The 26,253-nt window shown below is 68.3% G+C and carries 24 protein-coding genes; 13 read left to right on the top strand and 11 right to left on the bottom strand.

Annotated features, from left to right (window positions below; all coding sequences use genetic code 11):
- Nucleotides 1–62: 62 nt before the first annotated feature.
- A complete protein-coding gene (locus FB390_RS32150) occupies nt 63–629 on the bottom strand; it encodes a DinB family protein (RefSeq protein WP_141812912.1) in 567 nt (188 codons plus the stop codon).
- Nucleotides 630–714: 85 nt separating this feature from the next.
- On the opposite strand from FB390_RS32150, the gene FB390_RS32145 reads away from it, so the two are divergent.
- Complete coding sequence (locus FB390_RS32145; RefSeq protein ID WP_141812911.1) at nt 715–1,704, top strand: helix-turn-helix transcriptional regulator; 990 nt, start codon at nt 715–717, stop codon at nt 1,702–1,704.
- 109 nt (nt 1,705–1,813) lie between these two features.
- Nucleotides 1,814–2,101, top strand: a complete 288-nt coding sequence (locus FB390_RS32140) for a hypothetical protein (protein WP_141812910.1) — start codon at nt 1,814–1,816, stop codon at nt 2,099–2,101.
- 402 nt (nt 2,102–2,503) lie between these two features.
- On the opposite strand, the gene ilvD is transcribed toward FB390_RS32140, so the two are convergent.
- Complete coding sequence (gene ilvD, locus FB390_RS32135; protein WP_141812909.1) at nt 2,504–4,210, bottom strand: dihydroxy-acid dehydratase; 1,707 nt, start codon at nt 4,208–4,210, stop codon at nt 2,504–2,506.
- 59 nt (nt 4,211–4,269) lie between these two features.
- Nucleotides 4,270–4,734 (bottom strand): hypothetical protein, encoded by a 465-nt coding sequence (locus FB390_RS32130; protein WP_141812908.1) that lies wholly within the window; start codon nt 4,732–4,734, stop codon nt 4,270–4,272.
- 1,026 nt (nt 4,735–5,760) lie between these two features.
- On the opposite strand from FB390_RS32130, the gene FB390_RS32125 reads away from it, so the two are divergent.
- Nucleotides 5,761–6,444: a DUF4352 domain-containing protein gene (locus FB390_RS32125; RefSeq protein ID WP_141812907.1), complete on the top strand. Its 684-nt coding sequence runs from the start codon at nt 5,761–5,763 to the stop codon at nt 6,442–6,444.
- Nucleotides 6,445–6,451: 7 nt separating this feature from the next.
- On the top strand, nt 6,452–6,853 hold the full coding sequence (locus tag FB390_RS34800) for a DUF2510 domain-containing protein (protein ID WP_221639445.1): 402 nt from the start codon (nt 6,452–6,454) through the stop codon (nt 6,851–6,853).
- Nucleotides 6,854–6,967: 114 nt separating this feature from the next.
- Here FB390_RS34800 and FB390_RS32115 read toward each other — a convergent pair whose 3' ends face one another.
- Both FB390_RS32115 and FB390_RS32110 read right to left on the bottom strand, forming a co-directional pair.
- Nucleotides 6,968–9,319, bottom strand: coding sequence for an arylsulfatase (locus FB390_RS32115; RefSeq protein WP_141812905.1), 2,352 nt, complete (start codon nt 9,317–9,319; stop codon nt 6,968–6,970).
- Between the two features lie 446 nt (nt 9,320–9,765).
- The gene (locus FB390_RS32110) at nt 9,766–11,640 is read right to left on the bottom strand and encodes a hypothetical protein (protein WP_246124512.1); all 1,875 of its coding nucleotides are present in this window, start codon (nt 11,638–11,640) and stop codon (nt 9,766–9,768) included.
- A gap of 343 nt (nt 11,641–11,983) precedes the next feature.
- Here FB390_RS32110 and FB390_RS32105 point away from each other — a divergent pair, with 343 nt between their 5' ends.
- Together FB390_RS32105 and FB390_RS32100 are read left to right on the top strand one after the other, a co-directional pair.
- The gene (locus tag FB390_RS32105) at nt 11,984–12,898 is read left to right on the top strand and encodes a cutinase family protein (RefSeq protein ID WP_141812904.1); all 915 of its coding nucleotides are present in this window, start codon (nt 11,984–11,986) and stop codon (nt 12,896–12,898) included.
- A 182-nt stretch (nt 12,899–13,080) separates the two neighbouring features.
- The gene (locus FB390_RS32100; RefSeq protein WP_141812903.1) at nt 13,081–13,935 is read left to right on the top strand and encodes a class II glutamine amidotransferase; all 855 of its coding nucleotides are present in this window, start codon (nt 13,081–13,083) and stop codon (nt 13,933–13,935) included.
- A 39-nt stretch (nt 13,936–13,974) separates the two neighbouring features.
- Here the strand turns inward: FB390_RS32100 and FB390_RS32095 are convergent, their stop codons facing one another.
- Genes FB390_RS32095 through FB390_RS32085 form a run of 3 tightly spaced genes read right to left on the bottom strand, consistent with a single transcriptional unit; the run spans nt 13,975 to nt 17,569 of the window.
- Nucleotides 13,975–16,068, bottom strand: a complete 2,094-nt coding sequence (locus FB390_RS32095) for a xanthine dehydrogenase family protein molybdopterin-binding subunit (RefSeq protein ID WP_141812902.1) — start codon at nt 16,066–16,068, stop codon at nt 13,975–13,977.
- Nucleotides 16,065–17,057: an FAD binding domain-containing protein gene (locus FB390_RS32090; RefSeq protein WP_141812901.1), complete on the bottom strand. Its 993-nt coding sequence runs from the start codon at nt 17,055–17,057 to the stop codon at nt 16,065–16,067. The genes FB390_RS32095 and FB390_RS32090 overlap by 4 nt, the downstream gene beginning before the upstream one ends.
- Nucleotides 17,054–17,569 carry a 2Fe-2S iron-sulfur cluster-binding protein gene (locus FB390_RS32085; RefSeq protein WP_141812900.1) on the bottom strand — a complete coding sequence of 172 codons (516 nt, stop codon included), beginning with the start codon at nt 17,567–17,569 and terminating at the stop codon, nt 17,054–17,056. Before FB390_RS32085 ends, FB390_RS32090 begins: the two co-directional genes overlap by 4 nt.
- Nucleotides 17,570–17,776: 207 nt before the next feature.
- On the opposite strand from FB390_RS32085, the gene FB390_RS32080 reads away from it, so the two are divergent.
- From FB390_RS32080 to FB390_RS32055, 6 genes are all read left to right on the top strand, one after another.
- Nucleotides 17,777–18,325: a hypothetical protein gene (locus FB390_RS32080; RefSeq protein WP_246124510.1), complete on the top strand. Its 549-nt coding sequence runs from the start codon at nt 17,777–17,779 to the stop codon at nt 18,323–18,325.
- A gap of 140 nt (nt 18,326–18,465) precedes the next feature.
- Nucleotides 18,466–20,094 carry a peptide ABC transporter substrate-binding protein gene (locus FB390_RS32075; RefSeq protein WP_141812899.1) on the top strand — a complete coding sequence of 543 codons (1,629 nt, stop codon included), beginning with the start codon at nt 18,466–18,468 and terminating at the stop codon, nt 20,092–20,094.
- A 90-nt stretch (nt 20,095–20,184) separates the two neighbouring features.
- A complete protein-coding gene (locus tag FB390_RS32070) occupies nt 20,185–20,691 on the top strand; it encodes a VOC family protein (RefSeq protein ID WP_141812898.1) in 507 nt (168 codons plus the stop codon).
- 28 nt (nt 20,692–20,719) lie between these two features.
- Nucleotides 20,720–21,529, top strand: coding sequence for a MerR family transcriptional regulator (locus FB390_RS32065; protein ID WP_342780463.1), 810 nt, complete (start codon nt 20,720–20,722; stop codon nt 21,527–21,529).
- Nucleotides 21,530–21,605: 76 nt separating this feature from the next.
- Nucleotides 21,606–22,307, top strand: coding sequence for a helix-turn-helix transcriptional regulator (locus FB390_RS32060; protein ID WP_141812897.1), 702 nt, complete (start codon nt 21,606–21,608; stop codon nt 22,305–22,307).
- Between the two features lie 95 nt (nt 22,308–22,402).
- Nucleotides 22,403–22,783: a VOC family protein gene (locus FB390_RS32055; protein WP_141812896.1), complete on the top strand. Its 381-nt coding sequence runs from the start codon at nt 22,403–22,405 to the stop codon at nt 22,781–22,783.
- Between the two features lie 82 nt (nt 22,784–22,865).
- On the opposite strand, the gene FB390_RS32050 is transcribed toward FB390_RS32055, so the two are convergent.
- Together FB390_RS32050 and FB390_RS32045 are read right to left on the bottom strand one after the other, a co-directional pair.
- The gene (locus FB390_RS32050) at nt 22,866–23,741 is read right to left on the bottom strand and encodes an LLM class F420-dependent oxidoreductase (RefSeq protein WP_141812895.1); all 876 of its coding nucleotides are present in this window, start codon (nt 23,739–23,741) and stop codon (nt 22,866–22,868) included.
- A 42-nt stretch (nt 23,742–23,783) separates the two neighbouring features.
- A complete protein-coding gene (locus FB390_RS32045) occupies nt 23,784–25,106 on the bottom strand; it encodes a flavin monoamine oxidase family protein (RefSeq protein ID WP_141812894.1) in 1,323 nt (440 codons plus the stop codon).
- Between the two features lie 63 nt (nt 25,107–25,169).
- Between FB390_RS32045 and FB390_RS32040 the strand changes: the two genes are divergently transcribed.
- Nucleotides 25,170–25,739, top strand: a complete 570-nt coding sequence (locus tag FB390_RS32040) for a TetR/AcrR family transcriptional regulator (protein WP_141812893.1) — start codon at nt 25,170–25,172, stop codon at nt 25,737–25,739.
- Nucleotides 25,740–25,898: 159 nt separating this feature from the next.
- On the opposite strand, the gene FB390_RS32035 is transcribed toward FB390_RS32040, so the two are convergent.
- On the bottom strand, nt 25,899–26,105 hold the full coding sequence (locus FB390_RS32035; protein ID WP_141812892.1) for an EF-hand domain-containing protein: 207 nt from the start codon (nt 26,103–26,105) through the stop codon (nt 25,899–25,901).
- Between the last annotated feature and the right edge of the window lie 148 nt (nt 26,106–26,253).

The following is a 26,253-nucleotide window of genomic DNA, read 5'->3' as shown; positions in this document are numbered from 1 at the left end:
GTGGTGGCGAGCGTGGTCCCGAGGAGGCGGCCGCGGGCTGGCCCGCGACCGCTTGTCTTCTTCTAGCTGGACTTCTGCCCGTCCAGGGTCTCGCGCAGAATATCCGCGTGCCCGGCGTGCTGGGCGGTCTCGGCGATGACGTGCAGCAGTACCCGCCGCACACTCCGCACCGACCCCGGCTCGTGCCACGGCGCCTCGGGCAGGGGGTGCGTCACCGACAGATCGGGCACGGACGCGATGATTTCCCCGCTACGGGCGGCGACCGCCTCGTAGTGCGCGAGGATTCCGGACAGCGTCTCGCCGGGTAGCATCCGGAATTCGTTCTGGTGGTCGATCGCCCACTGCGGGAACTCGCGTGCCGTACCGGCCGCGAAGTCCGCCCAGGTGACGCCATCGGGCAGGTCGTAGCGCATGGCCGAGGGCCCATCGACCACGAAACGCAGCCACTGCTCCTCCATGGCGGCAACGTGCTTGATCAGGCCGCCCAGGCACAGCGCGCTGACCGTCGGGCGCTCGCCCGCCTGCTCGTCGGTGAGTCCCCGCGTCGTGGTGGTCAGTGCGAGGCGTGCGGCCGCGAGTTCGGCGAGGAGGTCCATTCGTTCGGCGTCGAGGGTGGTGGTTGCGGTCATGGCGTCGGGCCCTTTCGGTCGTCGATCGGTACGAGACGACAGTCGCAGGGATAGCGGTCAGGTTGTGTCCGCTTCTCCGGGCAGAATGCGAATCGTGCCGAAAACTTCAGGGCGCCTGCTGTCGATGCTCTCGCTGCTCCAAGCGCGCCGGGACTGGCCCGGTGCGCTGCTGGCTGAGCGATTGGGCGTCAGCCCGCGCACCGTGCGCCGCGACGTCGACCGCTTGCGCGAGCTCGGCTACCCCGTGCAGGCCGTCAAGGGCCCCGACGGCGGCTACCGGCTCGACGCGGGAAAAGAGCTGCCGCCGTTGCTCTTCGACGACGAGCAGGCGGTCGCTCTCGCCATCGCGCTCCAGACCGCCGCCGCCACCGGCGCGTGCATCGAAGAGGCCGCCGAGCGCGCGCTGAACACCGTCCGCCAGGTCATGCCCGCCCGGCTGCGCCGCCGGATCGATCTGCTCCGGATCGCGGCCGTGGACCGGCCATCGACCAGGTCGAACCCGCAGGTCGACAACCGCGTGCTCATGACGCTCGGCGCCGCCGTGCACGCCCGCGAGGAGTTGCGCTTCGACTACACCCCGGCCTCCGGCGAGGCCACCGCTACGCCGCGCCGCGCGCAGCCCCACCACCTCGTCACCTGGGAGGGGCGCTGGTACCTCGTCGCCTGGGACCTCGACCGCCACGACTGGCGCACCTTCCGCGCCGACCGGATCACGCCGCGCATCCCCACCGGCCCCCGCTTCACTCCGCGCGAACTACCCGGTGGTGACGTCGCCGCCTTCGTCGCGAGCAAATTCCGCGGCTCCGGTGGGTCGGGTGACTGGCCGTGCCGCGGGGAGGTGATCCTCGACCTGCCCGCGGCCGTGGTGTCCCGCTACAGCCGGGACGGAATCGTCGAGGAACTCGGCCCGAATCGTTGCCGACTCGTCTTGGGTTCGTGGTCGTGGCACGGCTTGGCGGCCACCGTCGGCGGATTCGACGCCGATATCGAGGTCGTCGGGCCGGACGAGCTCAGGGAAGCGTTCGCGCGGCTGGCCCGGCGGTATGCCGACGCCGCGTCGCGTCCTGTTCGCTGAGCCGGGCGGTCGGGCGGACAGTGGTTCCGGTCGGCGAGGGCGTGGCCCGGGTCCGGCCGGGTGAGCGCAGGCGCACTCGGCGAGGGCACGGCCGGGTGGACTCAGGCGCATGTTCGGGCGGGAGACAGCGGCGGTCACGATCGCTCGGCACGCCCAGCTTCCGCGAGTTCCTGCTGCACCCGATCTCGACCGGGCCGACGGCATCATCATTCGGCTGGTCGGCGCGGACGTCTCGCGCTTCAACCGCCAGTTCTGCGCCATGAGCGGAGCCGCCGACCAGGTTCGGGTCAGCCCGGCCGTCGACGAGAACGTGCTGCGCGCGTGCGGCGCCGGCGCCAACCACAACCTCTACGTGCCGTCGCTGGATGGCGCGGTCGGCCCGCATTCGATTGAGTAAGCCGCGTGCAGGTCGGGGCGGCGCCATCACGATCGTTGCCGACTCGGTCGCACGCACCCGACCAGGTGCGCCGGGCCCTGACCCGGGTGAGCTGCGAGCGCGACGGTAACGATCGTTGCCGACTCGGTCGCACCGCCGCCGACCAAGTGAGCCGGACCCCGGTCCGAGTGGCTGCGGGCGCGACGGTCCTGATCGCTGCCGACCCGGTCTGGCCGCATTCGGCCGCATGACCGCGCACAGACCGGACGGGCGGTAGGGGACGGCGGTCCTGGTCACCGCTGGCGTGGTGCCGTAGGTGGCGCGGAACAACCGAATATCCCTTCCGCCGCAGCCATATTCGGCGTGGCTGTGGCGATTGATGCACGGGTGCTCAATCGCCCACTGTCCCAGGACCTTTCGCGGTCAATCGCAGACCGCGCCGCCGGACGCCGAGCCGACCAGCTTCGTGTACTTCGCCAGCACACCGCGGGTGTAGCGGGGCGGTAAGGGCTTCCAACCCTCGCGGCGCTGGACGAGCTCGCTTTCGTCGACCATCACATCCAGCTTGCCCGCGGCGACGTCGAGGCGGATGCGGTCGCCGTCGCGCACGAACGCGATGGGGCCGCCGTCGACGGCTTCCGGCGCGACGTGCCCGACGCACAGACCGGTGGTGCCGCCGGAGAACCGTCCGTCGGTGAGCAGCAGCACGTCCTTGCCGAGGCCCGCGCCTTTGATGGCCGCGGTGATGGCCAGCATCTCGCGCATCCCGGGACCGCCCTTGGGGCCCTCGTACCGGATGACGACCACGTCGCCCGCCGTGATCGTGCCGTCCTCGAGTGCGTCCATCGCGGCGCGCTCGCCGTCGAAAACCCGTGCGGTGCCGACGAATACGTCGGACTCGAAGCCCGCCGACTTGACCACGGCGCCCTCCGGCGCGAGGGTGCCGGTGAGGATGGTGATGCCGCCGGTGGGATGGATCGGCGAGGCCATCGCGCGGATCACGTTGCCGTCGGGGTCCGGCGGCGTGATCTCGGCGAGGTTCTCCGCCACCGTCCGGCCCGTCACCGTCAGGCAGTCGCCGTTCAGCAAACCGGCGTCGAGCAGCGCCTTCATCATCACCGGCACGCCGCCGATGCGGTCCACGTCGGTCATCACATGCCTGCCGAAGGGTTTGACGTCGGCCAAGTGCGGCACCCGGCGGCCGATCCGCGCGAAATCGTCCAGCGACAGGTCGACGTTCGCCTCGTGCGCGATGGCGAGCAGGTGCAGCACGGCGTTGGTGGAGCCGCCGAAGGCCATGACGACCGCGATCGCGTTCTCGAACGCTGGTTTGGTCATGATGTCGCAGGCGGTGATGCCCTGCCGGATCAACTCGACCACCGCCTCGCCGCTGCGCCGGGCGTAACCGTCGCGGCGGCGGTCGGTAGCGGGCGGCGCCGCGCTGCCCGGCAGCGACATGCCGAGCGCCTCGGCCGCGCTCGCCATGGTGTTGGCGGTGTACATGCCGCCGCAGGCGCCCTCGCCGGGACAGATCGCCCGCTCGATGGCGTCGACGTCGTCGCGGCTCATCAGTCCGCGCGCGCAGGCGCCGACCGCTTCGAACGCGTCGATGATCGTCACCTCGCGCTCGCTGCCGTCGGAGAGTTTCGCGATGCCAGGCAGGATCGACCCCGCGTACAGGAACACGCTGGCCAGATTCAGCCTGGCCGCCGCCATCAGCATCCCCGGCAGCGACTTGTCGCACCCCGCGAGCAGCACCGAGCCGTCGAGCCGCTCGGCCTGCATCACTGTCTCGACGCTGTCGGCGATCACCTCCCGCGAGACCAGGGAGAAATGCATCCCCTCGTGTCCCATGGAGATGCCGTCGGACACCGAGATGGTGCCGAACTGCATCGGGTAGCCGCCACCGGAGAAGACACCGTCCTTGCACCCCTGGGCGAGCCGGTCCAGCGACAGATTGCACGGCGTGATCTCGTTCCACGACGAGGCAACCCCGATCTGCGGCTTCTCCCAGTCCGCATCCCCCATACCGACCGCACGCAACATCCCGCGCGCGGCGGCCCTCTCCAGTCCGTCGGTGACGTCGCGGCTACGCGGCTTGAGATCGGAGACCTTCTGATTCTCGGGCACGATTCCCCATCATCCTCGCTCCACCCCGATTACGCCGCCGACCACGCCGAACCCTCCAACTACCTCGGCCAGAAGACGCGATCGTCTCTGACGAGGAGGGGTTGCGAGTGTTCGTCTTCGTACCCACGCAGCCGACCGAGCTCGACGGAACCATCGGGTTGGACCATGCCGAAGTCCACCCGCAGGTACAGCCAGCGCATCAGCGCGCTCATCTCCGGAAACACCTCGGGATGCACCTCCTGCCGCGCTTCGAGACGCCAACCGGTCGGCGTTCGCTCGAGGCTTGCGGTCAGTATTCCGCCAGTTTCGCATGCGGGTCCGCGCTGATCGAGGAGCGGCTGTGGATCCAGCTCGACCAGGTGCCCCTCGTCGTTCTCGATCAGCCAGCGGCTACCGCTCTCGATCCGAAGGCCGGATTCCGGTAGATCGCCGAGCCCCAGATGCCAACGCAGCTCGGCAACATCCGCCTCCGAAAGCTCGTCCCGTAGATCGAGGGACAGGGTGAACTCGAAGATGTCTGCCACCGGTGCACCGTATTACGGTCCTGCTGCTCGGCTGCCGGAGTGGGGGCAGTCTCAGCGGGGTTCCATCGGTGCTTGCGGGGGTGGTGCGGTGGCAGACGGGTTCCGGGGATTGGGCTCGCTCTTCACGCGCGGTTGGCCCAGGTTTGCCTCGAACAGGGCTGGGCGCGTTGGGTGCCGTACCCGGCTTACCTCCCGCAGTTGGTGGGCGTGGGTGCGGCTTCCAGCGTGGTCATCTGGCTGTGGTTGCGTCTAGAGAGGGCAGCGAGTGGAGTCGGAGGGTGAAGCTGCGGTGTAGGGGCGGTCGTCACATGCAGTCATGCACAGTTCGCACACAAGAACTAGCACTTTGCGGCGTGGGCAGAGGTCGCGAGCTAGTCCGATGCGGCGCCAGCGCGCCCGATGCAGGCGCGGGGAAGGCCGTGAAAATCGACGGTAGTCAAATGGTTGCTATTTGATCTTCGAAAGCCACCATTTGACTACCGTCGAATCCATTTCTCTATCGACGGTAGTCAAATGGTGGTTGGGGGCTTGACAGGCCAACAGCTCTTCCAGGGCTGATCGGCCAAAGACTCTTTCCACTTGCCCTCTCTAGACGCAACCAGAGCCGGTCGACCACGCCGGAAACCAAGACACCGCACCCAACTGCGGGAGGTAAGCCGGGTACGGCACACGACGTGCCCAGCACCGTTCGAGGAATACCTGGGACCGAGTGCGCGCCCGAGCGGGCGTGCCCCCGGAGCCCGTTGCCCAACCCAAAGCTCCAAAGTCAGCGCTACCCCTGGCACCCGCACCGACTGCACTCGCTGGACGAAACCCCGAAGACACCTGATTGCGGCATCTGCCAACATCGGAATTGCGCTGGCGGACAATACTTCCTCAGGTCGCTACATCCTCCTCGAGGATGTCCGCCGCGCCCATGCAGCTATCCACACCAGCCCATACCGAACGCCCGAGCAAACCCCGTAACAGCCCGCAGCACCAACCAGATCGACACAGCGACGCCACTACAGCAACCAGGGGGTTCCCTTGTCTTTCCCGCCGCCTCCACCCGGCCCCAACGGACCGCAGCCGCCGTACTACAGCCAGCAGCCACAACCGGGCTACCCCTATCCCCCGCACCCTCCGCAACCGCGGAAAACGCCGGTTTGGCCGTGGATTCTGATCGGCGGGTTCGTCCTGCTGTGCGGCGGTTGCTTCGGCATCGTCGGCCTGGCGAGCAGCGGTAGCGGCGGCGGCAACAACAGCTCGACCGCGAGCGCACCACCGGCGATCGCGGCGCCGGGGCGTGAGTCGAACGCCCCCGATCCGCGCGATGTGATCGCTCCCGCGGGTTCACCGGTGCGGGACGGCAAGTTCGAGTTCCAGGTCACTCGCGTGGATCCCCCGGTCGCCAAGGTCGGCACGGGCATGTTCGAGCAGAAGGCCAGGAGCGAGTTCGTCGTGATCCACATCGACATCACGAATGTCGGCGACGAGCCCCGCAGCTACTTCGACAGCAACCAAACCCTTATCGACGACCAGGGCCGCGAGTTCGCGAACAACAGCTCGGCCGCCCGCGCGCTCGATTCGGACACCGTCGAGTACGACCTCAACCCGGGACTCGAGATCTCGGTGGCCCTCGTGTTCGACGTCCCGGTCGGCACCATCCCGACCACCCTCCAACTGCACGACTCCCTGTTCTCCGGCGGCGCCAAGGTCGCACTGCGGTAGGGGCCCAATGTCGCAGCCATTTCCGCCGCCCAGCGACCCGTACGAAAGACGTTCGGACACAACGGTCCCCCGTCCGGGGATCAGCCGCGAAGATGCCAGAAGGCGGCGAAACCGAACCGAGGGTTTGGCTGGCCTCTTCCTTGTCCTCTTCGTCATGTGGTACGTGACCGAACACGATCTCACCAACACCGAGGTAGTGGCGACGTTCTGCGTGGGAGGAGCGTTGCTGTTCGTATTCTTGCTGCTCCGGGCGCTTGCCCGCGCCGGGGGACCTCGGCCGGGACCTTCCGCACTTCTTCCGCCGCCGGTCGGGCCGCCACCCGGCTGGTACATCGATCCGGCGGGTTCCGGGAACCACCGGTGGTGGGACGGCACCCGGTGGACCGAGGTTCTGCAGCCGCCGCGGTGAATCTTCGCCGAGTTAATCCAGCCAACGCGAACCTCCAGGCTGCATACCAGGTCGACGGCATACAGGCGCTGTGAGCGAGTCCGCGCAGCACCCGGTGAAGGCGTGTGGCCTCCCTCAATCCCGCGAGAATGCCGCTGCCGCGGCCATTGCCAAGTCCTGGTATGGCTTGCCGCTCACATCGGCGACCACCTTGTGCGTGGTTCCGCCGGTGAACGGGAACGGTGACGGGTAGCGGCTGGAAACGGATTGACCGCTGTCGCGGCCGACGCAAACACCCTCTCCCACACCGGAAAACGTCACCGGCTGGGTGCGCATGTCGCCGAGAGAGCCGACCGGGGTCTCGTCGATGTACAGCACGGCCTCGCCGGTGGGCGTGAAGTTGTCCGGGCGGGTTCCGTGGCGCTCGTAGCGGATGCCGAGGATGTGGTCGCCGAGCGGTACCGGGCGATCGGAGACGATCATCTGTTCTTCCTCGCCGAGGAAGTTGTAGATGTAGTACAGGTGCTCGTCCTCGATGAACAAGGTGTGCCCGCCGAGCCGCCCACCGTGGGCGAACAGCACGCCCTTCGCGTCCGGACTGTCGATCGTCGTCTCGGCGAGCAGCGCGAAGGATCGGCCCCGAATCTCCAGTGCCGCACCGGGTCCCACTTCCGCGCCGCCGGGATAGTAGACCGACCTGTCGCGCTTGGCGGCGTACGTCGGACGGTACCTGGTCATGGCCGAGACGATGTCGAGGTCGTTGAGCGGCAACCCTTGGTACTTCTCCGCCTCCGAGAACCACAGCGCCTTCAGCTCTTCCAGCTTCTCGGGATAACTGTCGGCGAGGTCGTACACCTGACTGCGGTCGTGCTCGAGATCGAACAGTTCCCAGCGGTCCTGGTCGAAATGTCCCCAACCGGAGGGGCATGCCGCGTGGATGGTGTCGGCGAACCATCCGCGATGCCAGATTCCGCGCGTCCCCAACATCGAGTAGAACTGCGTGTGCTTGCCGGTGTCGGCGGTCGCGTCGTCGAGCAGTGCGCGAAAACTGGTGCCCTCCAAGGGGCGCTGCGGCACGTTCTTCACCGTGTCCGGCGGCGTCATGCCGAGCAGATCGTAAACGGTCGGCGTCACGTCGCAGACGCTGACGTACTGGTGCCGTATCTCACCACGAGCCGACATCCCGGCGGGCCAGGACACCAGACACGAGTCGGCGATGCCGCCTTCGTGCGAGGCATACCGCTTGTACAGCTTGTACGGGGTGTTGAACGCCATCGCCCAACCGATGCTGTAGTGGTTGTAGGTGCTCGGCGAACCGAGCTCGTCGATCTTGGCCAGGTTCTCCTCGATCGTGTCGATGTAGCCGTTGAAGAATTTCATCTCGTTGGCCGTGCCATTCGGACCGCCTTCTCCGCTGGCCCCGTTGTCCGAGAGCGCGACGATGATCGTGTTGTCCAGTTGGCCGCTTTCCTCGAGATAGTCCAGCAGCCTGCCGATTTGCGCGTCGGTGTAGGACAGGAATCCGGCGAACACCTCCGCCTGCCGACGGAACAGCCGTTTCTCGTCCTCCGACAGCGAATCCCACGGTCGTACGGTGTCCAGCGTCGGCCACGGCTTGCCGTCGGCGCTGGTGGCGTGCGCGTACGGGTTGATGGAGGAAAGTTCGGTGCCTTCCGGCAGCAGACCCATGCGCTTCTGATTCTCCAGCACGATCTCGCGGTACTTCTCGTATCCCATGTCGAAGCGGCCGCGATATTTGTCGGCCCACTCCCGCGGCACGTGATGCGGCGCATGGCCGCAGCCGGGGCACAGATACAGGAACCACGGCTTATCGGGGGCGATCACTTTCGAGTCACGGATGAACTCGATCGACTTGTCCGCCAGGTCTTTCGACAGGTGATACCCGTCCTCGGGTGTATACGGCTGCGCGACTTGGTGATTGTCGTAGACCAGATTCGGATACCACTGATCGGCCTCACCGCCGAGGAAACCGTAGAACCGCTCGAATCCACGCCCCAGCGGCCAATGCCGTTTCGACGCCGCCGAATTCTCTTCCTCGAGCGGCGTCATGTGCCACTTGCCGACCGCGTACGTGTTCCATCCACGCTCGGACAACGCCTCCGAAAGCAACGCGGTGTCGGCCGGTATGCGTCCGCACATATTGGGGAAACCGTCGGTGAGTTCTTCGATGGTCGCCATGCCGACGGAGGTCGCGTTCCGTCCGGTCAGCAGCGCGGCCCGGGTGGGTGAGCACAGGGCGGTGGTGTGGAACTGCGTCAGCCGCACGCCGCGCTCGGCGATGCGCGTCATGGCGGGCATCTCGACCAGACCGCCGTAGCAGTCCCAGGTGCCGATACCGATGTCGTCCCACACCAGATACAACACGTTCGGCGCGTCTTTCGGGGCCGTCGGCTCCGCGTAGGGTCCCCAGTCGGGCACCGAATCGCGGATATCGAATTCGACCCGCCCCTCGAACTTTTCGGCCATCGACCACCTCCGGAACTGAGCTGATGAATGGCCCGTCTGCCCTTGGCCGGTGTCTCGATGCCGGGGCTCACGAGCCATATATCTTCGCCCGCCTGGCGTTTTCGCGAACTTGCCCCATTCGTGGGCCAGCGCCGCGGCCCTCGGCCGCAACGACCACGCGGCGAGATCGCCGTGCCGCAAAGGCAACTGGCCGGTGCGGACTCATCAGGCATCGACACCCGTCCGCGGCAGGGCATTCGGACAGGTCACACGCTCGCGTCGACGAACAAGGACGAACTCCTGCAGCGCCGCGGCAAAGCGTCTCATCCAGTTTACCGCCAGCTACCAGCGCGATCGACTGAGTTTCGAAGATTTGCAGCGACTTCTTCCTGCCAGAGGCCGATCACAGCAAGAGTTCGAATACTTGAAGCTTCGTGCGATATTCGCGGCGGAGCACACCCGAGCACTCAACGGTCGTAGGACGCGACCCCGACCTGCCCCACCCCGACGCACAACGCGAGACCCGTTGTGTAGGAACCTATTCGAAGATAGGACCCGCCACCGACCACGCGAACGTACACCGTGTGCAGCCCGGCCCGGACCGGGACGACGACCGGCCGCCCGCGCTCGAGGCCGACGGTGATCTGTCCGTCTCGGTCGGCGAGATAGTTCAGCCGCGCGGTCCAGTTGTTGTCGAGCATGGGCCCGTCCAGCGGAAGCGCGACCGGTGTCGGGCCCGCGATCCGGTAGTCGCAGCCGGAGTCGGGACCGGGGCGGATGTGCCGGTTCCACCAGACGACGGCGTCCACGATCTCGCCCGTGTCGGTGATCATGCGCAGCCGCGGCGTCGAGTCGGCGAACGCGGTGGGCGGCGCGACCGGTGCGAGCACGTTCTCGGCGAGGTTTTGCGGATAGGCGTAGGGCGCCAGGACGGCCCAAGGCACTTCCTGTTCCAGCAGCGGCTCCTCCTGTGCGCCGAGCGCGGCCGTGACGTTGGTGAGGTAGGTCCGGGTCGGGCCTATCGCCCACGCCCGCGCGAAGGTCCACGAGGACCACAGACTGCCCACCACGAACGCCACCGTGAGCCCGACCATCGCGGGCGCGAGGAGGCGCCGCCGTCCGAGCCGCGTCCACAGCTCGGATTCGCGGGGCCGCGCCCTGAGCACCAGCGCACCGGCCAGCGCCATCACCACCGCGACATCGGCCAGGTACCGGAGGGATTGCATGATCTCGGTGGCGGTGTGCGGTCCGCTGCGGATCAGCGCGAGCGGCAGCTGCGCCACCACGACGTAGACCGCGACCGTCACCAAGACCGCCGTCACCCGCCGACGCAAGAAGACGGCAGCCAATGCCAGCAGACCGAGCACGACCCAAGCGAAAGCGACCGCCCAGTCCGGCGGCGCCGCCCACGGCGTGGCGGGCAACCACCGCTCCCACACCCACGGCCCGCCCGACAACGCGGGCACGACACCCAGCGACGTGGCGGTGCGCAACAGCTCCCCGACTTCGGGCCCGTCGCCGTGCACGGCGGCGACGTCGACAACGCTGAGATAGACGCCGAGCCACGCCACCAGCGCCACACCGCAACCCGCCCACAGCGACGCCCCGCGACGAGCGACCGTCCGGATGACACCGGCGTGACCGTCGACGTGGTGCGTCAAGGCGGCGGCCGCGAACGCCACGAACGGAACGATCACCGACTTCTCGAAGGACAGCAGCGCCACGACCAGGACGACGATCCCCGACACCGCGTACCGGCGCCGCCCCGTCCGCACCAGCAACACCGCGTCGCCGATCACCCAGGCGAGGGCGAACTGCAACGGCAACGCGTTCAACGCCGCCGCCCACCACGCGAACGCGGGCAGCGTCAGCGGACACACCAGGTAGAGCACGAGCGGCACCAGCATCGCGCGGCGTCTGCCCACCACGACGATCAGCATGCGCAGCACCGCGAGCGAGGCCGCGAGTTGCAGCAGGATCAGCGAGATCACCGGACCCGCCCACACCAGCGGCGCAGCCTTGGTCACGAGCCACGCCGTGGCGAAGGCCAACGGCATGAAATGACCGTCGTGGTCGTAGAGCAGCAGGTCCGCGGAGAACAGCTCGTAGCGACCGGCGCGCCCGACCAGAACGAGGTCGTCCCAATAGAAATAGCCGCGACCGGCGATCCAGCCGCGCAGCGCCACCTGCGCCACGACGAGACAGCAGGCCAGGAGGACCACGGCGCGCGGGGTGGACGCGGTCAGCACCGTCCGTGCCCGCCGCGACCACCCGCCGACCGGCGGTAAGCCGCGCGCGGAGACGACCGGCGCCGGACGCTCGCCGATGCGGACGTCGGTCATCGCGGGCACTCCTGTTCGCGATCGTGCTCTGCCGGGCCTTTGCCGAGGATCGTTGTGCTGTATCCCCGCGCCCAGTCTGCCCGAAACCTCGTCGCACCGGCCGCGCCGGAGCACTGCCGAAGGTCGCGCTCACCGCCGGTCGGTATCGAGGCTCGGGCGCTCGCGCCGACACGTGAGGGCAATCCTCGAGCATCACCGTGCACAAACCAAACTTTCCGCCACAATATTGTCTGTCCCCCCGGACGATTTCCCGACGCACTCGTGCCTACCTGAAAGACAACGACACCGGCACTCGCCCCGAGAGCCGTCGTCCTCGCCCACCAGCGAACACACGGAGTACGCGATGTTTACTCGATGGACGAACACAGCCGCTTGCGCGGTGGCGACCCTCGCCGCAGTCCTGTCACCCGCCGCCACTGCCACCACCGCACACGCCAGCCCGCCGCACTGCCCCGACGTCCACGTCGTGGCGGTTCCGGGGACCTGGGAAACCTCGAAAACCGAACCGGGCAAGGGGATGTTGGCCGCCGTCGCCGACGACCTGCCCGGCGACGTCTGGACCGACTATGTCGCCTACACCGCGACCGCGTTCCCCTGGGAAGGCGAGGTGTACGGCCGGTCCAAGCGCGAAGCCATCGACACCGCCCGCGCGCTCATCGCGGACACGGCTCAGCGCTGCGCGACGACGCGATTCGCGCTGCTCGGCTACAGCCAAGGCGCGGACGCCGCAGGCGATCTCGCCGCCGAGATCGGCACCGGGCTCGGCGTGGTCTCGCCCGACCGGGTCGGCCTCGTCGGTCTGATCGCCGACCCGCGCCGCTCCCCCACCGACACCCTGATCGGCCCGCCGGTGCCGGGTGCGGGCGCGGGTGGCCCGCGACTGGGTGGATTCGGCTGGCTGACACCGCACACCTACACGTTCTGCGCCCCTGGCGATCTGTACTGCGCTACCCCGGACGGTGACTACGCCGCCCGAATCGCCGGATTCTTCGCGCAGGTCTCCAACCCCGACCCCGCCCTGTTCGACAAGTACCAGCAGCAGGCGGGCGAACTGATCGACGACGCCATGGCCGCCGGCGGCTTCGGGCTGCTCCACGACCAGCTCAACAACTCGGCCTACGAGGAGCGCAAGAAGCAGATCGACGACTTCCTGGCCTCCGGCGCCCACCAGTGCTACCCGAACTACCCGGTGGCCGCCGGGGGCGCGACCCCGCTCACCTGGTTGCGTCAGCGTCTGGTCGGACTCGCCCGGCGTTGATCGGCTCGCGGTAATCGTCGGGCTCGAGTGCTAGTTCGCGATATCCGGGGAATCGTCCGGTCGGTACTGGGCGGACCTTTCCGAGTGCGACGCGCGCCGGAATCGACAGGATTCCGGCGCGCGCTAGCTCGGACGCCACGGGCAAGATCATTCGGTGCGACCGGCGCAGGGGTGATGCCACGATGTGTCGACTTTTCGGACTGACCGCCGCTCCGCGACGGGTGAAGGCAAGCTTCTGGCTACTCGACGCGGCCGACAGCCTGGATCGCCAGAGCGAGGCGAATCCCGACGGAACCGGGCTCGGCACATTCGACACGGGCGGGCGGCCGCTGGTCGAGAAACAGCCGCTGGCCGCGTACGAGGACCGGCAGTTCGCGGTGGAAGCCAAGCACCGCGAGTCGGCCACCTTCCTCGCCCACATCAGGCACGCCTCCACCGGCGACCTCAGCACGAAGAACACCCACCCCTTCACCCAGGATGGGCGACTCTTCGCGCACAACGGCGTCATCGAGGAGCTTCCCCGCCTCGACGAGGAACTCGGCCGATACCGCGAACTGGTCGAGGGCGACACCGATTCGGAGCGATTCTTCGCCCTGATCACCAAACACATCGACGCCCACAACGGAGACGTCACCGCGGGCATCACCGGGGCGACGCACTGGATCGCCGACCAGTTGCCGATCTTCGCGATCAACATGCTGCTGACCACCGCCACCGAACTATGGGCGCTCCGCTACCCCGCCACCCACGACCTCTACGTACTGGACCGTGAACCCGGCGAACATCTCGAACACAGCGGCACCGCGGGGACCGTCCGAGTCCGATCGACCGATCCGGCCCGCGTCCCCACCGTGGTCGTAGCCAGCGAGGAGATGGACGACGACCCCGACTGGCAGCTCCTGCCCTCCGGCGAACTCCTCCACATCGACCACAACCTCCACGCCCACCGCACACTCATCCTCGACCGTCCCCCCGCCCACCCACTCACCCTCTCCGACCTCAGCGCCGACGCCGCCGCCTCCCAACAACACCGCTGACGCGCGACGGCTTTCGAACATAGTTCCGCCGAACGTCGATCAGCCCAGGAGTTTGTCGGGGGTGATCGGGAGGTCGCGGACTCGCATGCCCGTGGCGTGGTACACGGCGTTGGCGACGGCCGCCGCGGCGCCGACGATTCCGATTTCGCCAGCGCCTCTGGAGCCCATGGGGTTGGCGTGTTCGTCGACTTCGTCGAGCCAGATCGCCTCGATGTCGCGGACGTCGGCGTGGGCGCTGATGTGGTAGGTGGCGAGGTCTTGGGTGACGACGTGGCCGAATCGGTGGTCGCGCACGCTTTCCTCGTGCAGCGCCATCGACAAGCCCATGGTCATTCCGCCGATCAGCTGGGAGCGCAGGGTGCGGGCGTTGATGGCGCGGCCGATCGAGAAGACGCCGAGCATGCGGGGGACGCGGATTTCGCCGGTGTCCCGGTCGACGGCGACTTCGACGAAGTGGGCGCCGAAGGAATGCATGGCGAACTTGTCGGCGTCGGGATTCTCCGGTGCTTCCGTGATGGTTTCGGCTCCGGCGGAAGGCTTTTCGCCGTGCTGCTCACGAAAGGCCCGCGCGGCCGCGACGATCGCCGTACCCCACGAGCTGATGCCAGAGGACCCACCGGCGACCGAGGCCGCGGGCAGGTCGGTGTCACCGATCTGGAGATCGACCGTGGCGGTGTCGCAGCCGAGCGCGTCGGCGGCGATCTGGGTCAGCGCGGTCCAGGTGCCGGTGCCGAGGTCGGCCGCGCCGATCTGCACCGTGTACCGGCCGTCGGAGCAGTAGACGATGCGAGCGACGTTTCCTGGCATGGACGAGGCGGGATAGGTCGCGGCGGCGACGCCGGTGCCGAGCAGCCAGTCGCCCTGCCGACGGCTGCGGGGCGCCGGGTCACGCTCGGCCCAGCCGAACCTTTCGGCGCCCGTGCGGAGACACTCGATCAGATGCCGCCCCGACCACGGATTGCCCGACGCGGGTTCGGATTCGGGTTCGTTGCGTACGCGCAATTCGATCGGGTCGATGCCGCAGGCGGCCGCGAGCTCGTCCATCGCGACTTCCGCGGCGAACATTCCGGGACATTCGCCGGGCGCGCGCATCCAGAACGGCACCGGAACGTCCAGCGGCGCAAGGCGATGCGAGGTCCGGCGGTTCGGCGCGGCGTACATCATCCGCGACACCAGCGCGGTCTGCTCCGCGAATTCCTTGACCGCCGAGGTCAGTTCGACGACTTCGTGCGACAGTGCCGTCAACCTGCCGTCCCGATCGGCGCCGAGCCTGATCCGCTGAATGGTCGGGGTGCGGTAGCCGACGAGGGCGAACATCTGCTGGCGGATGACGGCGAACTTCACCGGACGACCACCGCTGCGCCGCGCGGCCATGATGGCGAGCACATTGTGGGCGTGCGGGGCGCCCTTCGAGCCGAACCCGCCGCCGACGTGTGGCGCGATGACTCGCAATTGTCCGGGCTCGAGGCCGAACAACGGCGCGAGCGTCTTGCGGACCGCGTGCACGCCCTGTGTCGAGTCGTAGAGCGTCACCCGCGGGCGCCCCGAGGTCTCGTCCCACACCGCGATGGACGCGTGCGGTTCCATCGGATTGTTGTGTTCGATCGGGGTGGTGTAGGTCTGGTCGACCGTCACCGCGGCGGCGGCCAGTGCGGCGTCGACGTCGCCTTCGTCGGTATCGGCGGGCTCGGTCTCGAGCAGCTTCTCCGGCGCGTACAGCCGGGGGTGGTCGGCGCGCAGCTCGGTGTCGTGCGGCTCGGTTCGATAGTCGACGCGCACCGAATCAGCCGCCTCGCGGGCGATTTCGGCCGACTCCGCGACGACCGCGCCGATCAGCTGTCCGCGGAAGTGGACCCGATCGTCTTGCAGGATTCTCAGTTCGCCGTCCGAGGTATCCGCGAGCTTCGGAGCGTCGAAGACGGTCAACACGGTCACCACACCGTCCAGCGCCGCGGCGGCGGAGGTGTCCATCGCGACGACCCGCCCGTGCGCGATGGTCGCCTGAACGGGATGCAGATAGGTGGGTCGCTGCACTTGATGCTCGAAGGCGTAAGGCGCCGTGCCGGTCACCTTCGCCGGACCGTCGAGCCGGGTGAGCGGCGCACCCATCGATTTCGCTGGAATCGGCTTCATCGCCGTGCCTCTTCGGTGAGGGAGCGCAAGGTCGCGGCCAGAGTCCGTTGTGCCAGTTCGACTTTGAACTCGTTGCCGTCGAGCGGCCGCGCATGCGCGAGTTCGGCCCCCGCCGCCCGGACGAAGGTCTCGTCACTCGCCTCGGCGCCTTCCAGCGCCGCTTCCGCCTGCCTGGCCCGCCATGGCTTGTGCGCGACGCCGCCGAGAGCGACTCGCGCGGAGGAGATCTCGCCGGAATCGAGGACGAGTTCGGCGGCGACCGAGACGAGCGCGAAGGCGTAGGAGGCGCGGTCGCGCACCTTGCGGTAGGTCGAGCGCGCACCGGCAGGTGGTGCGGGCAGCTCGACCGCGGTGATCAGTTGCCCGTGACTCAGCACGGTGTCCAGCTCGGGCCGATCACCCGGCAGGCGATAGAAATCCGCGATCGGGATGCGTTTCGTACCGTCGGCGTCCTGCACCACCACGCGGGCGTCGAGCATGGTCATTGCCACCGCCATATCCGACGGGTGAGTCGCGACGCACTGCTGTGACGCGCCGAGAATGGCGTGGTAGCGGACGTATCCGCCGATCGCCGAACAACCGGTGCCCGGTTCCCGTTTGTTGCACGGCGTGGTGACGTCCTGAAAGTACGGACAACGGGTGCGCTGCAACAGATTTCCCGCCGTGGTCGCCAAGTTGCGCAGTTGACCGGACGCACCGGCGAGCAGCGCCCTGGACAACGCGGGATAGCGGCTGCGCACGACTGGATGCGCGGCGAGATCGCTGTTGCGCACGGCCGCGCCTATCCGCAGACCGCCCTCGGCGGTCTCCTCGACATCCGCGAGCGGGAGCCTGCTGACGTCCACCAGCAGGCGCGGCCCGATCACGCCGAGTTTCATGTGATCGACGAGGTTCGTCCCGCCGCCCAGGTACGCGGCATCCGGCCGAGCCGACACCGTCGCCACCGCGTCCTGGGTGGTGGCGGCGCGGCGGTACTCGAACGGGATCACGGCGCCGCCGCCGCCCGGATCGCGGCGAGGATGTTCGGATAGGCGGCGCAGCGGCAGAGATTGCCGCTCATCCGCTCCCTGATCTCGTCGTCGGTCAGTTCCGGCTCCGCGGTGAGATCGGCGGTGACGTGGCTGGGGTGACCGGCCTTCGCTTCGTCGAGCATCCCGACGGCGGAGCACACCTGTCCCGGCGTGCAGTAGCCGCACTGGAACCCGTCGCGCTCGAGGAACGCTTCCTGCATCGGGTGCAGCTCGTCGCCCTCGCTCAACCCGGCCGCGGTGACGATATCGGCGCCGTCCTGCGCGACGGCGAAGGTGAGGCAGGTGGTGGCTCGGCGACCGTCCAGCAGCACGGTGCACGACCCACACTGTCCGTGATCGCACCCCTTCTTCGGCGACGTGACGCCGAGTTGCTCGCGCAGCGCGTCGAGCAGCGTGGTGCGGTTGTCCACCCGAAGGGACCGCTGTTCACCGTCCACGCGGAGGGTGATGCCGGTCCGAGTGTTCTCCATCTTCGTCGCGTACCCCGCGCCGAGCGGGCGAATCCTCCGCCGCCGAATCCGTGGCGAACCGATGGCTACCGGCACGTTCCGTGGCCGCGAGCGCCTTCGACCGGCGGGTCGATTGATGGACGGTTGACCGAACGAGCGGAGGTCAACGCGCGCGCCTGTTCCACTGGCAGACGCATGGGATCTGCCCGAGGGAGAGGACGAGGCGTCATGTCCATCGACGTCGCGAAGGTGACACCGGCAACTCGGGGCGGCGCGGTCGCGCCGGCGCTCGCGGCGCTCTCGGCGGGCGGGTTCCTCGCGGTCGCGATCTGGGTGTCGAGCCGCCTGGATGTGAGCGAGGACCTGCACCGGGTCGCGCTGTTCGTCCACTTGGCGGCGCTGGTGGTCGGGCTCGGCGCGGTGTTGGTCGGTGATTACGCGGCGCTGCTGTGGCTGACGGGGCGGGTGACGACGGCACAACTGCTGCACGACATCGGCCGGTTGCACCTGCCGATCTGGGTCGGGCTCGCGGGGTTGGTGGGCAGCGGGATGCTGCTCGAACCAGAATTCGAGGTTCTCGCCACGCGCGTGAAGCTGGCGCTGGTCGCGGTTCTGATGGCCAACGGAGTACAGGCGATGGCGCTCGAACGGCGGATGGCCGCGGCGGGACCACACCTCGGCTTCCCGCTCGTGCTACGCGGCATCGTGACCGCTCTTGTCTCGCAAGGGTGTTGGTGGACCGCGATGTGGATCGGCTTCACCGCGACGCAGTCCTGATCAATTGACCGGTTTTGATTGTCCTGGGGTCCAACGTATTACGGTCAACGCACGGCACTGCTGCACTGATCCGGGGACATCCGGCCACATCCTCGTCGTGGCCGGACGCGCCCGGCATCACGCAGGAAAGGCAGTACCCGATGCGAAAATCTCGACTCGCGCTATGCGTTCTCACCGCCTGTATCACGGCCCTCGGTGCGGTGGGTTGCGGCGGCGCGGACACGACTTCTCCCGACCCAGCGGCCAGTCTGCTCACCCTCAACACGACCGAGCCGGAGAACCCGTTGGTGCCCGGCGACACCACCGACGCCGGTGGGTCGAAAATCCTTCGCACCCTGTTCAAGGGTCTGGTCGACTACGACCCGCGCACCGCGGCGCCGCGCAACGCCGTCGCCGAATCCATCGAGACCACCGACTCCCGGGTCTTCACCGTCACGCTGAAGCACGGGTGGACCTTCCACGACGGCACGCCGGTGACCGCGCACAGCTTCGTCGACGCGTGGAACTACACCGCGTACGCGCCCAATCAGCAGCAGGGAGCCGGATTCCTTTCTGTGATCGAGGGTTTCGACGCGGTGAACGCGCCCGACCCGAGCGGCACGCCCGTCGCGAATTCCGGTAGTCCCGCGGCGCGCACGATGAGCGGCTTGCGTGTCCTCGACGACCACAGGTTCACGATCACCCTCGCCGCGCCGCTGCCGAGCTTCGTCAACCGCCTCGGCTACCTCGCCTACGCGCCGCTGCCGAAGCAGTTCTTCACCGATCGGGCGGGCTACCTGGCGCATCCGATCGGCAACGGCCCGTTCGAGTTCGTCTCGCACGCAACGGGTTCCAGCCTGACGATCCAGCGCGACGACGACTACGCCGGCCAGCACAAGCCGGCCATCGAACGCGCGGAGTTCCGCTTCAACAAGACGCTGGAGGCGGCCTACGCCGACGTCGTCGCCAATCGTCTCGACTTCCTCGAGGTCCTGCCCGGCGACGCGCTCGTCGGCGGACGCTACAAGCAGGATCTCGCGGGCCGTCACTTCACCCGGGCCGGAACGGGCCTGCAGTCGATCACGTTCCCGCTCTACGATCCGCGCTTCGCCGATCCACGGGTGCGCCAGGCGATTTCGATGTCGATCGATCGCCAGCACGTCATCGACACGGTGTTCACCGGTGATCGCATTCCGGCCCCGGGACTGGTGCCGTCCACCGTGCGCGGCGCGACCGAGGGCCAGTGCGGGGCACTGTGCGAGCATCGACCGCAGCAGGCGCGAGAACTGTTCGACAGCACCGGATTCCAGGGCCCGATCGAGATCGCGTCCAACGTCGATTCGGCCAACGAGAAGTGGCTGACGGCGGTGTGCTCGTCGATCACCGCGGCGCTCGGCCGCGAATGCCGGTTCCAGCCCGTCTCGACGCTCGGCGAGTTCCGTCGCCAGATCAACGCCCACCAGATGCGGACGATCTACCGCACCGGCTGGGTGGCCGACTACCCCTCGATCGAGAACTTCCTGAACCCGCTCTACCGCACCGGCGGTTCGTCCAACACCGGCCGCTACAGCAACCCGCAGGTCGACGCGCTGCTCGCCCGCGCCGACGCCACGGCGAACGAGCAGGAGTCCTGGAGTCTCTACCAGCAGGCCGAACGCCTGGTCCTGCAGGACATGCCCGCGATCCCGCTGGTGGTCCCCGGCGTGCAGACCGGCTGGTCGGAACGGCTGCGGAATGTGACCGTCACGCCCTTCCGCGACCTCGATCTGGAAACCGTCACGATCGCCTAGCGGACACCGTCCCGTCGTGCCTCGGTGGTCTCCGAGGCACGACGGCGCTCGACTTGACCCTCACGTCGCGTGAGGCTCGACGATGACGTCATGACCGAGACATTCCCAGCCTTCGACATCAGCCCCGTTCCCGTGCCCGCTCTGGACGCAACGCCCCCGGAACTCTTCCACGGCCTGTACGGAATGCCGATGTTCGTCACGGCGCCGACGCCCGATCTGGCCGCGTCGGTCGACTTCTGGACCCGCGGCCTCGGATTCTTCGACCTGTTCTCGATCCCCGGCCGGCTCACCCACCTGCGCCGCTGGGCGTTCCAGGACGTGTTGCTCGTGGAAGGCGAGCGGCCCGCCGAGGCGCCCGCGTCGACGGTGAGCTTCTCCTGTGTGCTGAGCCAGCTCGACGAGATCGAGGCCGCGTGCACCGAACTGCTGCCCGGCTGCACGACCGGACCACGACGGATGCCGTGGAACTCGGTGGAACTCGAGATCCGCACACCGGAGAACACCAGGGTGATCATGACGGCCGCGCGACCCTACGATCCGAACAGCCCGGAGGCCGAGCAGCTACGAGCCCTCGGTATCGAACCGCCCGAAGAGTGACCGAAACAGGACTGCCAGACTGATCGGCGTGACGAATCGAGCCATGGACGACGGCGGCGGACTGACCGTCGGCGCGGTCGCGTCGCTGGTGGGCGTCACGATCCGGGCGCTGCACCATTGGGATTCGATCGGGCTCGTCCACCCGTCCGAGCGCACCGACGCGGGCTATCGGCGCTATACGGCCGCCGATCTCGCTCGCATCCACCGGGTGCTGGTCTACCGCGAGCTCGGCGTGCCGCTCGGCGACATCGCGGCGCTGCTGGACGCGCAGGCGGCCGACGCGCTCGCATCGCTGCGCAAACAGCGCGATCAGTTGCGCGAGCGCGTCGCCCACCTGCGCCGGATGGGCGACGCGCTCGATCGCGTGATCGAGGCGAGGGAGTCCGGCATTCTGCTGTCCGCCGAGGAGCAGGTGGCGATCTTCGGACAGCACTGGCAACCGTCCTGGGCCGAGGAAGCACGCGAACGCTGGGGTGACACCGCACAATGGGCGCAGTACGCCGAACGCGCCGCGGGCCGGACCGCCGAGCACTGGCGACAGATCGCCGAGAGCGTCGACGCGCTGCACGCGGAACTGGCCGCGGCACATCGCGCCGGGGTTGTTCCAGGAAGCGATCGGGCCAACGCGCTGGCCGAGCGGCACCTCGCCTCGCTCGGCGCGTACTTCGACTGCACCCACTCGATGCACGTCTGCCTGGGGCGTACCTACGCCACCGACCCGGGGTTCGCGGCCTTCTACGACGGCATCGAGACCGGCCTGAGCGCCTGGTTGCGCGACATCATCGACGCCAACGCGCGCGCCAACGGCGTCGATCCCGACACGGCGACCTGGGACTGACCACCTGTCGAATTCGTACCTCCAAGTGGGAATTCCGGCTCGGGGAATTGTCGGTGGGCGGCGCTACGGTGGCGGCGTGAACCGGACGGATCGGCTGTACGCGATAGTCGAGGAGTTGCGGGCGATCTCCCCGCGGCTGCGCACCGCGCGGGAGCTGGCGCAGCGGTACGAGGTGAGCGTCCGGACGATCGAACGCGACATCGCCGCGCTGCAGCAAGCCGGTATCCCGATCTACGCCGACGTGGGCAGGCGCGGTGGGTACGCGCTGGAGAAGAGCATGTCCTTGCCGCCGTTGAACTTCACGCCCGCGGAGACCGTCGCGCTGGCGGTCGCGCTGGCGCGGCATCGCGGCGGCCCGTTCGAACAGGCGGGTCACAGTGCGCTGCGCAAGATCTTGGCGGTGCTTCCGGAACGCAACGCGGCCGCCGCGCGCGAACTGGCCGGGCGCATCCGTTTGATGGATCCGCTCGACGCGCAACAGATCAACGAGATTCCCGCGGTGATCGAACGGGCCATCGAGGTGGGGCGAGTCCTGCGGATCGGCTATCTCGACCGGTTCGGCGCGCGCACCGAACGCGACGTCGAACCGTTCGCGTTGGTGAGCGGGTCGAACGGCTGGTACCTCGCGGCGTGGTGCAGGTTGCGCGGCAATCCGCGCTGCTTCCGGCTGGATCGGATCGCGTCGGCGGCGGCGACCGAACAGCCGGCGCCGCACCGCGCGTTCGACGGTCCAGAGTTGGACATCCCCGACGCCAGACTCCGGATCGTCGCCCTCTAGAAGCGATTCGGAAAACACCGACAGGGGGTTGTCGCCGCGGCGGGAGATCGTGATCCGGCAAGACAACGACCCCCGAGATTCCGGAGCGAAATCGAATGACCACTCCCGCCTACAACACCGTCGCCTGGTTCCAGGTCGGCAGCGACAAGCCCGAACTGGTGAAGAAGTTCTACGGCGAGCTGTTCGGCTGGACCTTCGGCCCCTACCCGAGCGGTGACCAGGGCTACGAACTGATCCACTACCCCGGCAGCGAGGCGCCGAGCGGCGGCATCGCCCACACCACGGACGCCTCGGCCAATCACGCCACCTTCCTGGTGGTCGTCGAGGACGTCGCTGCCACCTTGGCGGCGGCCGAAGCGCTGGGAGCCAAGGTGGTGACGCCGCCGGTCACCACCAAGGACGGACTGGTGTCGGCCGACCTGCTCGACACCTCCGGCAACTTCTTCTGCGTCTTCAGCCCCGCGCCGACGGCGTGATGCCGAGGTGAGCGGGCTCCCGGCGCATCGATGACGATGCGCCGGGAGCGCGAAGACCCGAGGGCCGGAGCGAAAGCGGTGGTCAACCGAGCTCGGCGAGCTGCGGGACGACCGGCGCGATTCCGTCGATCCACGCGGCAGGCGAACCGGTGGTCGGAACGACGATGACGGTGTGCACGCCGAGCTTCGCGTAATCGGCCATATCGCGGACGAATTCGTCGCGGGTGTCCGGCGTCGGCCGCGGGTTGTTCGCGATGATCGTCTTGCGAATCCGGTCGTAGTCGCGGCCGAGATCGTCGCAGTGCCTGCGCAGGACGTCGAGCTTGTGTTCGACGTCCTGCGGCGAGGTGCCGAACAGGTTGCACGCGTCGCCGTACTGCGCGACCAACCGCAGCGTCTTGCGCTCCCCGCTGCCACCGATCAGCACCTTGGGGCGGGCGATCGGCTGCGGCGAACACAGCGTCTCGGCCAACTGGTAATGCTTGCCCTCGAACGGCCCGTTGTTCTGCGGGTCCCACATCTGGTCGCAGATGCGCAAGGCCTCTTCGAGTCGCTCGAAGCGTTCGGCGACCGACGGGAACGCCACGCCGAGCCCGCGGTGCTCGCGCTCGAACCACGCGGCGCCGATACCGAGCGCCGCCCGCCCGCCCGACAGGACGTCGAGCGTGGTGACGATCTTCGCGAGCAGACCAGGATGCCGGTACGTCACGCCGGTGACGAGCAGGCCGAGCTCGATCGTCGAAGTGTGCGCGGCGAGGAAGCCGAGCGTGGTGTAGCCCTCCAGCATGTTCGCTTCCGCGGGAAGGCCGGTCGGTTCGATCTGGAAATAGTGATCCATGAACGACAACCAGGTCGCACCCGATGCTTCGGCCGCGGCGCCGACCCTGGCCAGTTCACCCGCGATGGCGGTGGGTCCACCGTCGATGTCGAAGATCGGAATGTGAAAGCCGAGTTCCATGGTGTGGTCTCCTCGTGTATCGGCAAGCCCGGGACCACCACGCTACGACTTGGAGTGCACTCCAAGGCAAGTCGAGCGCAACGCCGCCACGACCTCGTCGGCGGCGCGCTCACCGGAGAGGACCGCGCCTTCGAAGTAACCGGTCCAGCGCGGTGCGGTCTCCGTACCGGCCCAGTGAATCGGGCCGGTCGGCTCGGCGGCGTCGGTGAACGTATCGAGGGTGCCGGGAAGCGGAAGCCCCGAGTACCCGCCGCCGACGAAAGGATCGTGGTGCCAAGACTTCTCGTGCCAGCTGAGCGGGTTCAGCACGGCCGGACCGAGATGCTCCGCCAAGGCGGACAGCACGGTGTCCCGCCGGTCGGCGAGGGTGAGCCGATCCAGTTCCCTGGCATCCCGTCCCGGGACGAGCACACAGAGGTGGCCGGGGCCGGTGGGCGGTGAGATGTCGAACGAGGCGGGCACCGGACCGTCCAAGGCGATGATCTCGCCGCTGAGCCCGCGCTCGCGCCAGAACGGCCTGTCGTAGACGGCGATCGCCTTGTAGATCGTGCCCATTCGGAGGTTGTCCTGGAGGCGTCGGCGTTGGGCGGGCAGTCGCGGGTCGTGCCGGATCGCGGCCGCCACGGGCGGGGGAACCGTGACGATCGCGCGCGCGGCGTGCACCGAACCGGAAGGCGTTGCGAGGGTGACGCCGTCGGCCGATCGCGTGATCGCGGTGACCGGCCGCCCGAGGCGAACCACGTCGCCCAGTTCGGTGGCAAGCGCTTCGGCCAGCGCACCGGCTCCGCCCGAGAGCAGCGATTCCTGCGCACCGCCCGCGGTGCCGAGCATGACGCGCAGACCGCCCGCCGAGCGAACGCCCAGGGCGAGCGCCGCGACGGAGACACCGTCGAGATCGCAAGCCAGCGCTTCGGACAGGATCACCTCGACCAGACGGCGCGCTCGCGACCCGGGAATCCGGCCGACCCAGTTCGACACCGTCACCTCGTCCCACCGGCGGCGCGCATCCCCGCGTGCCAGCAATTCCAGCCGCAGCAGCGCCAATCCGGCCGCCGCCGCGGTGAGCGGGCCGATCCGAATGCGTCGCCCGCCGTCGAGAACGAGACCTTTCCCAACACTGGACATCGGGAACAGGGTCATGCCGAATTCGCCTGCGAGCGCGGTCATTCGGGCGTGATCGTGGCCGATCCACTGGCCGCCGAGATCCACCGGTGTGTCCGCGGCCGACCGCTCGGTCTCGGCGCGGCCGCCGACGCGGTCGGCCGCTTCCAGGACGAGGACGTCGATGCCCCGTGCGCGCAGGGCGCGGGCCGCGGTGAGTCCCGCGAATCCGGCGCCGATGACCGCGACCGTCGTTCGTTCCATCGCCAGCTCCTTTATGAAACGCTTGTTGTAAAACAAGTGTTGCATAAATGCTAGGCTGTGGCCATGCCGCGCACCGTCGATCGCACCGCCCGCCTCACGGCCGTCAGCGACGCCGTCGTCGGCCTCGCCACGGAGGCCGGTTTCGCCGCCGTGACCATCCGTTCGGTAGCCGAACGCGTCGGCGCGTCGACATCGGTGGTGACGCACTACGTCGGCAGCCGAGACGAGATGCTGCGCATGGCGGTACGGCGCGAGGTGGACGCGCGGCGCGAGCAAGCCGAAGACGCCATGGCGGGCCGCCGCGGTGCGGTGGCGTTGCGCGCGTTGGTCGAATGGGCCGTGCTCACCGCCGATGAAGCGACCCACCGGTTCTGGCTCGCGCTGATCCTCGGCGCGCCCACCGAGCCGGCCCTACGCGCGGAACTCGACGCCTTCAACGACTGGTGGGACGCGTCGCTGGAAAAGCTGTTGGCGCAGGCGGGAATCACGGAGCTCGAGCACGCCGCGGACCTGGTGAACGTCGTCGTGGACGGCCTCGTGGTCGGCGGTTTCGACGAGGGCGCGCCGTGGCCGCCCGCCCGCCGCCGGCAGGTTCTCACCGCGGCATGGCGCGCCTTGGGGATCGCCGAGTAACCGCTCGGCGCCGGAGACGAAGGAGCCGCCGCTACGAAACCCGCGGCGGCCAAAGGGAACACGAGAGCCCCTCGGCGGAGGGGCCCTCGCGCGTTCCGGTGGAACGATCGAGCAGCGACGCTCTTCGACTCGGAGCCAAAACGCTCCAGCCTGGCCGGTTCAGAGCGGCGCGCGAGCGGCGGTCAGGAATTCTTCCCTGCTGATCCTGCCGTCGCCGTCGATGTCGACTTCGTCGAAGCGGGACATCAGGATGTCGATGTCCTGGCCCCTGCGCTCGTAGTGCTGGATGAATTCCTCGCGGTCGATGTAGCCGTCGCCGTCGATGTCCAGCGAGTCGAACTTCTCGTGAATGTCCTGAATATCCATTCGGTTCTCTCCCAGCTTCTAGGCGGGGCGGCGGATGCCACCCCGAGAGGACAGGTTTCGAGCCGTGTTGGAGAAACTGACCCATCAAGGATAGTGGCGAGCGGTAGCGCGTGCGCGAAAATCGAAAAGTCGTATCGGACGCTCGGAA

It is taken from the genome of Nocardia bhagyanarayanae (assembly GCF_006716565.1).
GTDB lineage: Bacteria > Actinomycetota > Actinomycetes > Mycobacteriales > Mycobacteriaceae > Nocardia > Nocardia bhagyanarayanae.
This window is presented reverse-complemented; position numbering and strand designations above follow the sequence as displayed.